The following is an 11843-nucleotide window of genomic DNA, read 5'->3' as shown; positions in this document are numbered from 1 at the left end:
AACATAAAAATGAAACACCAACTATATGTACTGAGCCTTACGTTGCTTATAATTTCCTGTAAAGAAAATATCAGCGATAAACTCAAACCGCTTGAAAATAACACCATGTCTTCTACCATAGAAAATGAAGATGAGGAGATTGTTAGCAATCCATATCAAGACAGCGATAGCCAAAAGGCTCTTTACAAAGCTTTAAAAAAGAAAACGCCTTTAACTGGTGATCAATTATTAGCCATACTTCCCGAGCATATTAATGGTAATAAGAAATATGGGGAACATGGATTTCAAGTTGGTAATCAGTTTGCAAATGGTATGTATGGATCTGCTAATAGTCCTTATAATTTTTGGATCGAAGATGGTTCAGGTTCAAGGGCTATTGTCCGAAACTTTTTGATGCATTAAAGTTTAAAAATAGAGGTTCAGTAGAAACAGAATATGTTTATGCAGAGCACGATGGCTATAAAACCATTGCTTTTTTACAACCTAATATTAAAAGAAACAACATTCGTTTTATTTATAATAATAGATTCAGAATTTCTATAGAAGGCCCTGATAGTGCTGATGTATTATGGTCCTATATCGATTTTGAAAACCTTAAAAAACTTGATCAATTCAATTAAAATAATTCATTATAAAAGCTTTAAAAAATTGTATCCTAACAACGGCTTTGTTTTTTTTAATCAGTCTGAGTTTTTATGCACAAAACGCTATTTCAGAAAGCATTGCAAATTGCACAAATGGCGAAGTTCCATTACTATTCTCCGATTATATTTCGCATGAAAAAAATTATAATGGGAATTATAGCATCAACGGACATATTACAATTCCGCTTGACGATAATTTTTTTCCAACTTCAAAATAGTAGCCGAAAAAGCGAAGGAAAACGCACCTAAGGCTGGAAAATGAAATTCAATACTGTAGAGTCAACCTTTAGATTCTGCACAAAAAAAAGATGAGTCCTATTCAGATACGATAGCTAAAAAGGGACTTCTATTGGTGTTTTTATAGTTCCTTAATATTAAAATGGTTATCGGTTTTTAAAGCATTAACATAATGGCGTTGATTGAAATTTTAATAATTTTTTTATACAGATGTTAACATTATGTTTTTTTCTGAGACTAAAGATAAATCATTATAAATCAAATCCATATGAAAAATCAATTGAAAATCACTCTTACAGCGTTCTTCTTTATCTGTTTTTTAATACCTCTATTAGGGTTAGTTAGTTGTAGTAAGTCTGATGACAAAGACGAAATTACAAATTGCACCAATTGGTCAGAACAATGGTTAGCTCAAGCTACTGCATATTCTGAAGCATCTGCTACTTATACCAACAATCCCACAACAGCTAATTGCGGAAAGCTTAAAGCAGCAGGCTTAAAATATATTGATGCCAGAAAGCGTTATCGATTGCGTCCCTACAGCGAGCGTACAAGATTATACGGCGAGTTTAAATGAATACAGAGCAGAGGTTAACAGTATGGATTGTAATTAAGACCAGAATATCTTGATGTTTTTATAAGTCTATTCTAAAAACAAGAAGATAAGGCATCGAGATTTTTATTAACTAACTATTAAAACTTTAATCATGAAAACAAAATTATTTTTATTAATTGCTATATTAAGTTTTAGTATAGCCTCGGCCCAAACATTTAATGTAAATGGGATTAATTATAATATTATTCCAAATACAACCAACGTAGAAGTAGGTCGTAATCAATATGCAACAGGAGCGGTAACCATACCATCAACTGTGGCATATAGTACGGTTACTTATGCGGTTACTTCTATTGGAGTTTCTTCTTTTTATAACAATAAAAGTTTAACTTCAATAACAATCCCTAATTCGGTTACTTCTATTGAAAAGAATGCTTTTAATGAATGTTCTAATTTAGTTTCTGTAACCATTGGTAATTCGGTTACTTCGTTTGGAGAGAGCGCTTTTTATAATTGTAAAGGTTTAACTTCCATAACCATTCCAAATTCTGTTACCTCAATTGGAAAAAGTGTTTTTTATGGTTGTGCTAATTTAACTTCAATAATAATTCCTAATTCAGTAACTTTTATTGGAACTTATGCTTTTTCCAAATGTATAGGTATCACTACTATAACGATTCCTGATTCGGTAACTTCTTCTATTGCAAATCAAACTTTTTCTGGTTGTACTGGATTAACTTCTGTAACCATTGGTAATTCCGTTACTTCAATTGAAGAATATGCTTTTGCTTCTTGCTCTAGTTTGACTTCTGTAATAATTGGTAGCTCAGTTAATTCTATTGGATATACAGCTTTTTATGATTGTAGTGCATTAACTTCATTAATTATTCCTAATTCAGTTACTTTAATTGGAGAGAGCGCTTTTTATAATTGTACTAGTTTAACTTCTTTAGTAATTCCTGATTCTGTTATTTCCATTGAAGGTGGTGCTTTTAATAATTGTACAGGACTAATTTCTTTGGCTATTGGTAATTCAGTTACTTCAATTGGAGGTGCTGCTTTTTATAATTGTACTGGACTAACTTCTGTAATAATCCCTAATTCAGTTACTTCAATTGGAGATTCTGCTTTTAAAAATTGTACTGGATTAACTTCTGTAACCATTCCTAGTTCAGTTACTTCAATTGGACGTAGTGCTTTTTATGATTGTACTAGTTTGGCTACTGTAAATTGTGCTATTGTTACTCCAATACCTATTTATACTAATAATTATGTTTTTGGGAATGTAAACCAATCCATGTGTGCTTTAAATGTTCCTGCTGCTAGTGTAAACGCATATAAAGCAGCATTTATTTGGAAAGATTTTAATCCAATCAACGGGGCATTAAGCAATGAAAGTTTTGAAAACAAGAATACAATTAAGCTTTATCCAAATCCTGTTACTAATAATCTAACGATTGAAAACCCTTTTTTTGGCAATCTTCAACTGCAAGTAATTAATCAATTAGGACAACTAGTTTTAAAACAAACTAAAAACGCTTCATCAATTTCAATAGATGTTTCAACCTTATCAAAAGGGCTTTATTTTTTAAATATTCATTCTGAAACTGGTGAATCACAAACCATCAAATTCATTAAAAACTAAATGTTGTTAATTTCTAAATAATAAAATCATGAAAAAATCACTACTATTTATTTTGTTTTTAAACATTACGGTTACTGTGTTTTCACAAACTACATATACTGTGAATAGTACAGACGATTTACCAGATATCAATATTAATGATGCTGTTTGTGTAGATGCAAAAGGTAACTGTACATTGCGCGCAGCCATTCAAAATGCAAATAAAACAAGCAATAAAGACACTATAAAATTTAATATTTCTGGTAACACACCATTCGTTATTACGGTTACAGATGTTATGCAACCTATTCAACAACCTGTTATTATAGATGGTAGAACACAATTAAATTACATAAACTCACCAATAATAGAAATAGATGGCAGTAATTTACCTGAAGGTAAAAATGGCATTCAACTAATTGGTAATTCTACTGGAAGCGATATTTATGGCTTAAGTATAGGAGGCTTTAAACGATTGGAGGTTTCACCATTTAGTTTTGGTTATGGGGTTTACTCAACTACTGGAAACCATATTTTTCAATCCAATTTTATAGGTATAAAACCAGATGGGGCCACCATAAATTCTAATACGGGTGGTGGTTTGTATTTTAATAACACTGGCGGAAACCAAATAGGCGGTTCACTGCCTAATCAAGGCAATGTAATTTCAGGAAATGGAGTAGGTGGACTTACTTTTCAAGGAACCACAGCAAATTCATCCGCTACAAATAATAACATCCAAGGGAATTTAATAGGTACTGATGTTACAGGAAAATTAAGCAAAGGAAATCGATTTAATGTTCAATTTATAAATGCGCCCAACAATATTTTAGGAGGAAATTCTGCTTCTGCTAGAAATATTATTTCTGGAGCCAATGCGCCTGACGATAATACAGTAGGAACAGGAGTGGCCATTTCAGGCTCAGAGTCTTATGGTAATAAAATTATTGGAAATTATATTGGAACTGATATTACAGGAAGCCAGTCTATCTCTAATGTGAGAGGAGGAGTTTTAATCCTTACTGGAGCAAATAATAATGCTATAGGAACTGAGAACCCTGGAGAAGGAAACCTCATTTCAGGCAATGGGGCTTACGGAATTTATATTGAAGGCGGTGTAGGGACAGATCCTGTTTCTTTTAATAGTTTTAAAGGTAATTATATAGGTTTAGATGCTACGGGAAATGCTGCATTACCAAATTATAGAGGTATAATGATGCTTGCTGGAGTAAACAACAATAATATAATTGGTGGTACGACAACGAACTCAAAAAATGTGATTTCAGGAAATACAAGTGCTGGCATTGCAATCTTCAGTGGTGAGAACAATCAAATTCTAGGAAATTACATTGGCACGAATGCTTCAGGTACAGCTACAATTGGTAATAATACTGGAATTGATTTAAGAAGTGCTAACAATAGTGTTGGAGGATCAGCAAATGGCTCGAGAAATATTGTTTCTGGAAATTATATAGGAATAGAGATTTCAGGAATTACTTCTAGCGGATGTTCCATAAAAGGCAATTACATTGGGTTGAATGCCGCAGGGAATTCAGCCTTGGCAAATACAACAGGAATATCTTTAATAGCTTCGGTAAACAATACTGTTATTGGTGGACCTAATCTTTCAGATAGGAATATTATTTCGGGTAATGCTATTAGAGGATTATGGATATCAGGTACTTCACACACCATCCAAAACAATTATATAGGTATAAATCCAGCTGGGAATGGAATTATTAAAAATGGAAACGAAGGCATCAGGTTCAATGGTACTTCAACAGGTACTCAAGTTTCGGAAAACACCATTTCGGGTAATGGAACGGTTTCAACAACAGCCTTAAATGTCTATTTTAATGCCGCAAATAATGTGCATTTTTTTAGTAATAAAGTAGGAACCTTGCCAGATGGTATTACGGGAGTCGTAAATATTGGAAACGGAATGTTTTTCAATAGTTCTAGTAATAATATTATAGGAGGCGCATCAGAAATTGAGGGTAATATCATAGGGAATCATAATTTAAATGGTGTAGCTATGTCTGGTTTAAGTAGTAATAATACAGTTATTTACAACAAAATAGGTGTTGGTTTAGATGGGGTTTCAGTAATTGGAAATGCCATTATAGGGATAGCGATTTCTGGAACCAATACAGGTAATACAATCAGTCAAAATACGATAGCAAACAATGATAGAGGGGTTGTGTTACAAGCTAGTGGCGGTACTCCTAGTGAAGTGACCATTTCAGAAAACAGTATATATAATAATTCAGTTTTAGGAATTGATTTAGTAGGTACATCAGCAAATGATGTGGACGATGCAGATGCTGGAGTTAATAATCTTCAAAACACACCAGAAATAAGTGCCATTAATTATTTAGGAGGAGGCGCTATCGAAATTACGTATGCGGTTCCAAGTGCTATAACGAATTCTACATATCCTTTATTAATTGATTTTTTTGGCGCCGTAAGTGGACAAGGCAAATTTTTTATAAGTTCAGACTCGTACACAACCCCGGGAAGTAAAACCATTACTTTAAATCTTCCAAGTGGTTATAACGCTAATGATTACAACAACATCGTCGCAACCGCTACTGATGCTAACGGAAATACTTCAGAATTTGGAATCAATGTTAATTACACATTATCTGTGGCACAGGTTAAAAACCAAAGTATAAAGTTGTATCCAAACCCAGTGTCTGAAAGGTTGTTTGTCCAATTTCCATCTTCAGACACCTATAATTTAAAAGTGGTTAATGTATTAGGGAAAACTGTTTTAACTGAAAATAATGCTACATCTTCAACATCATTAGATGTTTCAACCATATCAAAAGGGCTTTATTTTTTAAATATTTATTCTGAAATTGGCGAAACACAAACCATCAAATTCATTAAAAACTAAAACCATGAAAAACCTTCTATTCTTAGCAATTTGTATAGTGCTATTTTCTTGTAAGGGCAATGGACAGCCAACCGACCCTGCACCAAAAAATGACGACCCCAGTCCTGAAGCCTTGGTTCCAAATCCAAAAACCGATTTTGTGTTTAGCGGAGATTACGAGGATTTATTAACATTGGAGTTAGCATCAAGAATAACAGGTTTTGAACCTTCAAAAGCAAATAAAATGAATCCTTTAAAAGGAATGACAGGAGAAATACTGCGCTATTATTGGGAAAACGGCAGGGAAAGAGAAAAGGAAAGTACTACCCCAAACAGAAAGAACACCAAAATTGGATGTATGGATCTTGTTCAGATTAAATGGGTAGATGGTGAAGCAGATATGGATTCTTTTTTAGATTTTATTGACCTTGAAAAATATCCAGATTTAACTAAAGTAGAAAACGTTGGAGAAAGTGCCTATTGGAATCCGAACAAAAATCATTTAGAAGTGTATTATAACGGGGTTTCTTTTACGCTTCAAGTAGATATTTCAAATAATGATATACTCGATAAGGAAAAAACCATTGCTCTAGCAAAATTAATTATAGAAGAACGAATAAAGTAAAAATCTTAAAATCTAATAAAATGAAAAATCTATTCAAATTAGTACTAGTTATATTGCTATTAGTTTCCTGTAAAGATGCACAAAAATCATCCGATTCTAAAGAGTCCCAAATTACAGAAGGCTTATTAAACGAAGTAATGGGTAACAATGTCGATATTGACAAAAAATATGCGTTGTTAATGGAAGAATTGAAAACGAAAACGCTACTAACCGATCAGGAATTACTAGAAGCTTATCCAAAAAAATTAGGCAACTTAAAATTAGACTCAAATGAAGCTAGAATTACTGGTGATAAAACAGTTGTGGGAAGTTTTGGTGATAATACGGTACGAATGGAAATTCTAGACGCTGGCGGTGAAAATGTTATGGGAGCAATTATACCCCTAAAAATGTTGGAACTAAACAAGATTACCTCAGAGTATAACAACACCATTAGGTATTCAAAAAAAGAGCGTAATGGAATACTAACCTTTGGTACGGATCGAGATGAAGATACGAAGGCCGATTATCAATCTGAAATTAGGTTTCTCTACGATAATCGCTTTTATGTAACACTAGAAGGTAAAAACATGGATTCCAATAAACTTTGGGGTGTTTTGGGAGTTGAAAACTTGCAACGGTTTAAGGATTTTAATTAATAAAACATAAAAAAATGGAGTATTTTTCATCAATAAGCGAATATGATATAGTTAGTATTATAGCACAATTAATATCGCTGTCTTCGCTTATTCTATCACTAAAGTATTGGAGATATGCAAATCAATCACATTTTTGGCCTACGGTTAAGGGCGTTGTGTCTAGGGGCATGGAATTTGGAATGTCGAGCGACACATTTTTATATGAATATGAAGTAAAAGGGAAGGAGTATCAAAGAAAAAAACCTTTCTTTTCTACCTCAAGCAAATTCATAGTTAGTAATAAGGATAGAATAGAAAAATATTCTCAAGGGAACGTAGTTGTAGTTTATTATAATCCCATAAACCCTAAGATATCCACCTTGGTTCCAGGTAAAAAACAAGGTATTGTAAATGTTTTTATTCTAATGCTTTTAATTTTTCTTGTAACGTTTTTGTCTTTTTTCTTTCCTGATTTTTTTAATGACACCGTATCAATATTTTTTTCATTTTTAAACTAACACATAAAACAATAATATCATGAAAAAGTCACTCTTATTTTTGATGCTCTTATCTCTTCATTTGGGCATAGCTCAAAACAACCCTAAAGTAGATAACTATCCATTAAAAGCTATGGATTTGGTTGTATTTACTTTTGGTATGGATTATCCGTTAACAATTGGAACAGTTTCCAATTCTGGTGAACTTAATTTTAAGCTGCCAACTAATATAAGTTCGATACCCGAAGAAGTAAAAACAAATTTCATATCAGATGCAGCTTTTGTGTTATTTTCTAAATGTGATAACAGTTATGACATTCTTTCGGAAGATGAAAATATTAGAGCCGCAGGTGGAGGATATATTTCATTAAGCTCAAAAGAGAATCCATATGCTGGATTATTCTTTATGACTACCGACGAAAATTTGGTGCCTTGGTTAGAAGAATCGTACTCTAATAATGCGGTTATAGCATCTTATTTTGAATTAGTTTATGTGGAAAATGATTTTAATTATCAAGGCGAATGCACCTCCACAGTCAGTAATACAGAAAATGATACCATTGAAACCATTTACAACTATAATTTGCAATTAAATGCAGGATTTAATTTTATTGAATATAAAATTGAAAGTGTTGATGAACATGAGATACCAAGTATGTACGAAGAAAATGTATTTGTTAAAATAGCGAAACCTAGTAAAATAACCGTCACCTCATCACAATCTACACCGCCAAATACTAAATTTATTGGTAAATATTTTTAAAAACGGACTACCATGAAAATGCTACATAAAATTATTTTTAGTATTCTGTTTGTTGTCTCAGGCTTGGGTTTTTCTCAAACTCCAGAGCAGCAAAAAATGATAGATAAAGCAATAAAAATGCGTGATAGCATTATGCAATGTATAGGCCTTGAAGAAATGTTGCAGCAAGCCAATGCTCAGGAAAAGAAGCTTGAATCAGATAAAAAATCGAATAAAAGAGAGCCAAGTCGAATTCCAAAAACTACAAAAAATGAAGATAAATATTGGAAAAATACGTTAGCTAGCGATAACGATAGTAAATTAAAAAACTGGAATTATGGTGAGGCCGATCTTGTTTTTAACTATCACTACGATGCAAGAGAAGATAAACTAGCATATGTTAAAGTTGGCGTAATTAAAGCAGATGGTACTATCGAATTGAATCCTATAAACAAAGTGCCAATGCTAAAGCCATTAAAGGACTTTAAGGATAGCAACAATTTTTATGATATTCATAATCCAGCGTCTTATCAATATACTAACGAAGATGCGGGATTTAAACTCAACGCTTATTTATTAGTGTATCAAAATGATGAACAAATAGGAATCTTAACCATTGGAAACTCTGTAAAAGTAACCCTAAACCTATTAACACCAGGAGATTTATATTTTGGTGATGAAGGGTATATGTTGTCATGGGTTTTTGCAGATCAAGCATGTGCAATAATGGCCAATGAAAATTGGAAGGGCGATTTAAGCAATACTGGCACACCATTACTAGTTGAAACGAATGTGACATACAATTTAAGTTTTAAACCGGGATGGAACTTAGTGAAAACCGATGTTATTGGTAGATATGACTTCCCAAATGCTCCTGAAGAAGACAGGTCACGTTATAAAAAACACGCACACACTTCTATAACTTCTATTCCAGAAGATGCTACCTATTACTTTAGAAAATCGCCACAATATTAAAATTTCAAAAAACTATAAAATGAAAACCATGAAAAATCATTTAATAATAATCTTATTTTCCATGCTTGTATTAGCGTGTAACAACAAAGCAAGCAAAGCAAATACAAATCAAAATAAGATTGCTGAAGAAAACACAATGCTCGAAAAATCATCTACCATTACCTCTCCTTGCGAACTTATTTCAATGGAAGAAGTGAAAAGTATGTTTAGAATAGATCTTCACATGGAAAACAAAGATGTTGTATATACGTATCCTACTTGTATTTATAGATGGGAAGACCGTAAATTCACGAAATCGGTAACTTTTGGTGGTCAAGAAATTAAATCTACTATGCCTAGCGAAGTTTTAATTGTCATGGTAAAAAATGCAACCGAGGCTATGTTTAACCAGTCCACAACTGTTTATAAACAGCCGCAAGAAATTTCACACTTAGGTTCTAGGGCTGTATGGGATTCAAGGATTTCTCAACTAACGTTTCTTTCAAATAAGTATATGTTTCATGTACATGTTAAAGTATCCAATAATGACACGGAGAATAAAGAAAAAGCTGTTGAGGTTTCTAAACTTATAATAGGGAAGCTTTAAGAATAACAATTTCGTTAAACTAAGAAATTAATCAATTAGTAAGTATTACTAAAATAACAATATAAATTTTACTAATTTTAAACACCTTCAATTCAAAATTTGAATGTGTTTTTTTATGAACATTGAACAGCTTCATCAATATTGTTTAAACAAAAAAGGTGTCACTGAAGATTTCCCTTTTGATGAAGATACTTTGGTGTTTAAAGTATTGGGCAAAATGTTTGCCTTAATCGGGCTGAAAAAATGGGAATCGGGTGAAAAAGCCATCAATTTAAAATGCGATCCCGATTATGCCGAAGAACTTCGAGCAGCATATAGCAGTATCCAACCAGGTTACCACATGAGCAAAAAACATTGGAATACCATTTCTATTCAAGAAAATGAATTAGAACCTAAATTTATTTTAGAACTTATAGACCATTCTTATGAAATGGTAGTAAAAGGAATGCCAAAAAAGATGCGGGATACGCTGAAATAAAGTAGTATGTTTGCAACGCAGAAACCTAACTTCTGCAATCGTAAATCAAAAATAGTCAATCGTAACTAAAATGAGCGTATTACAAACATTACAAGAAAGAAGCAACACTACATGCGAATTATGTACAGCAACTAAAGACTTAAAACAATACACTATTCCGCCTTCATTAAACGAAAGTGTAGATAATAGTTTGTTGGTTTGTAATACTTGTTTAAGTCAAATTGAAGGAACTACAGAAATGGACGCAAACCATTGGCGTTGTTTAAATGATAGTATGTGGAGTGAGTTTGTGGCAGTACAAATTATGGCTTGGAGAATGCTTCAAAGGCTGCGTAATGAAGGTTGGCCAAAGGATTTGTTAGACATGATGTATCTTGACGATGAAGCTTTAGCCCTAGCAAGAGCAACAGGCGAACACGAAGATGAAGCCAACAAAATAATTCATCGTGATGTAAATGGCGTTATTTTAGAAGCTGGAGATTCGGTGGTTTTGGTAAAAGATTTAAAAGTAAAAGGCTCTAGTATGGTTGCAAAACAAGGAACCGCTGTTAGAAATATTCGTTTAGACCATGAAAATGCCGAATATATTGAAGGTAAAGTAGATAATCAGCAAATAGTAATTATCACCAAATACGTTAAAAAGCTTTAATATTAGGTCTTACCACAAGGGAGGTCTTTACGTTGCTACAAGTTTTAACTATTGATTGTCAGTTGGTTTTCAATTACAAATGTGAAACATCATGATTACAATTTTTCAAACGCAAATGTACAGGTAATCTCTAAGCAATTCCCAGAAAGAAACATGCTTATAGAATAATTTTTGATTAACTTTATAATAAAATTTAAAGTTATGAGAGTTATTACATCTATAGTCCTGCTTCTTTTTGTGGTATCATGCGCCCCAATTCGTGTAAATTACGATTTTGAAAAAAACACGAACTTCAACCAGTACAAAACTTATAATTATTATAGTGATATGAATACGGGTTTAAGTGAGTTAGATACCAAACGCCTATTAGATGCCTTGGACAAAAAAATGACAGCAAAAGGCTTTTCTCTAGCCGAAACCCCCGATTTTTTTATCGATATTAAAAGTAGCGAATACAAAGAAGTGCAACGCAACAATGTAGGCGTTGGTTTAGGTGGCGGCGGCGGTAATATGGGTGGCGGTATTTCCATAGGACTTCCCATTGGTCAATCGAATGTAAACCGACAAATAACCATCGATTTTGTAGATGAAAACAAAAAACAACTCTTTTGGCAAGCTGTAAGCGAATCAAATTTTAAACCAAACTCCACACCCGAAAAGCGTGAAGAACTTTTAAATGCCATTGTGGAAAAAGTCCTTTTGCAATATCCACCCAAACAATAAGGCTAACTGTTT

The 11843-nt window shown here is 32.8% G+C and carries 14 protein-coding genes; all 14 read left to right on the top strand.

The genetic code is table 11. The features are described 5' to 3' along the window. The first annotated feature begins 9 nt into the window (after positions 1-9). Complete coding sequence (locus EV196_RS00680; RefSeq protein ID WP_132213863.1) at positions 10-402, top strand: hypothetical protein; 393 nt, start codon at positions 10-12, stop codon at positions 400-402. Between the two features lie 265 nt (positions 403-667). Beyond that, positions 668-862 carry a hypothetical protein gene (locus EV196_RS00670; RefSeq protein ID WP_132213859.1) on the top strand — a complete coding sequence of 65 codons (195 nt, stop codon included), beginning with the start codon at positions 668-670 and terminating at the stop codon, positions 860-862. A gap of 287 nt (positions 863-1149) precedes the next feature. Next, complete coding sequence (locus tag EV196_RS00665; RefSeq protein WP_132213857.1) at positions 1150-1458, top strand: hypothetical protein; 309 nt, start codon at positions 1150-1152, stop codon at positions 1456-1458. A gap of 130 nt (positions 1459-1588) precedes the next feature. Then, the gene (locus EV196_RS00660) at positions 1589-3082 is read left to right on the top strand and encodes a leucine-rich repeat domain-containing protein (protein WP_132213855.1); all 1494 of its coding nucleotides are present in this window, start codon (positions 1589-1591) and stop codon (positions 3080-3082) included. Between the two features lie 28 nt (positions 3083-3110). Then, complete coding sequence (locus EV196_RS00655) at positions 3111-5960, top strand: T9SS type A sorting domain-containing protein (protein WP_132213853.1); 2850 nt, start codon at positions 3111-3113, stop codon at positions 5958-5960. Between the two features lie 4 nt (positions 5961-5964). Continuing rightward, positions 5965-6564, top strand: coding sequence for a hypothetical protein (locus tag EV196_RS00650; RefSeq protein ID WP_132213851.1), 600 nt, complete (start codon positions 5965-5967; stop codon positions 6562-6564). 20 nt (positions 6565-6584) lie between these two features. Next, the gene (locus EV196_RS00645) at positions 6585-7202 is read left to right on the top strand and encodes a hypothetical protein (RefSeq protein WP_132213849.1); all 618 of its coding nucleotides are present in this window, start codon (positions 6585-6587) and stop codon (positions 7200-7202) included. A gap of 14 nt (positions 7203-7216) precedes the next feature. Continuing rightward, complete coding sequence (locus EV196_RS00640) at positions 7217-7699, top strand: DUF3592 domain-containing protein (protein ID WP_132213847.1); 483 nt, start codon at positions 7217-7219, stop codon at positions 7697-7699. 19 nt (positions 7700-7718) lie between these two features. Then, positions 7719-8441, top strand: coding sequence for a hypothetical protein (locus tag EV196_RS00635; RefSeq protein ID WP_132213845.1), 723 nt, complete (start codon positions 7719-7721; stop codon positions 8439-8441). An 18-nt stretch (positions 8442-8459) separates the two neighbouring features. Further along, positions 8460-9395, top strand: coding sequence for a hypothetical protein (locus EV196_RS00630; protein ID WP_165876073.1), 936 nt, complete (start codon positions 8460-8462; stop codon positions 9393-9395). A 19-nt stretch (positions 9396-9414) separates the two neighbouring features. Next, positions 9415-9981, top strand: a complete 567-nt coding sequence (locus EV196_RS00625; RefSeq protein WP_132213841.1) for a hypothetical protein — start codon at positions 9415-9417, stop codon at positions 9979-9981. A gap of 115 nt (positions 9982-10096) precedes the next feature. Then, positions 10097-10459 carry an MmcQ/YjbR family DNA-binding protein gene (locus tag EV196_RS00620; RefSeq protein WP_132213839.1) on the top strand — a complete coding sequence of 121 codons (363 nt, stop codon included), beginning with the start codon at positions 10097-10099 and terminating at the stop codon, positions 10457-10459. Positions 10460-10529: 70 nt separating this feature from the next. Then, positions 10530-11108 carry a PhnA domain-containing protein gene (locus tag EV196_RS00615; RefSeq protein WP_132213837.1) on the top strand — a complete coding sequence of 193 codons (579 nt, stop codon included), beginning with the start codon at positions 10530-10532 and terminating at the stop codon, positions 11106-11108. A gap of 201 nt (positions 11109-11309) precedes the next feature. Next, complete coding sequence (locus EV196_RS00610) at positions 11310-11831, top strand: DUF4136 domain-containing protein (protein ID WP_132213835.1); 522 nt, start codon at positions 11310-11312, stop codon at positions 11829-11831. The last annotated feature ends 12 nt before the right edge of the window (positions 11832-11843 follow it).

The organism is Mariniflexile fucanivorans, assembly GCF_004341235.1.
In the GTDB taxonomy this organism is placed as follows: domain Bacteria; phylum Bacteroidota; class Bacteroidia; order Flavobacteriales; family Flavobacteriaceae; genus Mariniflexile; species Mariniflexile fucanivorans.
This window is presented reverse-complemented; position numbering and strand designations above follow the sequence as displayed.

Coding starts and splice junctions, on each gene's coding strand:
- EV196_RS00680 (WP_132213863.1), top strand. CDS start 10: ATGAAACACCAACTATATGTACTGAGCCTTACGTTGCTTATAATTTCC.
- EV196_RS00665 (WP_132213857.1), top strand. CDS start 1,150: ATGAAAAATCAATTGAAAATCACTCTTACAGCGTTCTTCTTTATCTGT.
- EV196_RS00660 (WP_132213855.1), top strand. CDS start 1,589: ATGAAAACAAAATTATTTTTATTAATTGCTATATTAAGTTTTAGTATA.
- EV196_RS00655 (WP_132213853.1), top strand. CDS start 3,111: ATGAAAAAATCACTACTATTTATTTTGTTTTTAAACATTACGGTTACT.
- EV196_RS00650 (WP_132213851.1), top strand. CDS start 5,965: ATGAAAAACCTTCTATTCTTAGCAATTTGTATAGTGCTATTTTCTTGT.
- EV196_RS00645 (WP_132213849.1), top strand. CDS start 6,585: ATGAAAAATCTATTCAAATTAGTACTAGTTATATTGCTATTAGTTTCC.
- EV196_RS00640 (WP_132213847.1), top strand. CDS start 7,217: ATGGAGTATTTTTCATCAATAAGCGAATATGATATAGTTAGTATTATA.
- EV196_RS00635 (WP_132213845.1), top strand. CDS start 7,719: ATGAAAAAGTCACTCTTATTTTTGATGCTCTTATCTCTTCATTTGGGC.
- EV196_RS00630 (WP_165876073.1), top strand. CDS start 8,460: ATGCTACATAAAATTATTTTTAGTATTCTGTTTGTTGTCTCAGGCTTG.
- EV196_RS00625 (WP_132213841.1), top strand. CDS start 9,415: ATGAAAACCATGAAAAATCATTTAATAATAATCTTATTTTCCATGCTT.
- EV196_RS00620 (WP_132213839.1), top strand. CDS start 10,097: ATGAACATTGAACAGCTTCATCAATATTGTTTAAACAAAAAAGGTGTC.
- EV196_RS00615 (WP_132213837.1), top strand. CDS start 10,530: ATGAGCGTATTACAAACATTACAAGAAAGAAGCAACACTACATGCGAA.
- EV196_RS00610 (WP_132213835.1), top strand. CDS start 11,310: ATGAGAGTTATTACATCTATAGTCCTGCTTCTTTTTGTGGTATCATGC.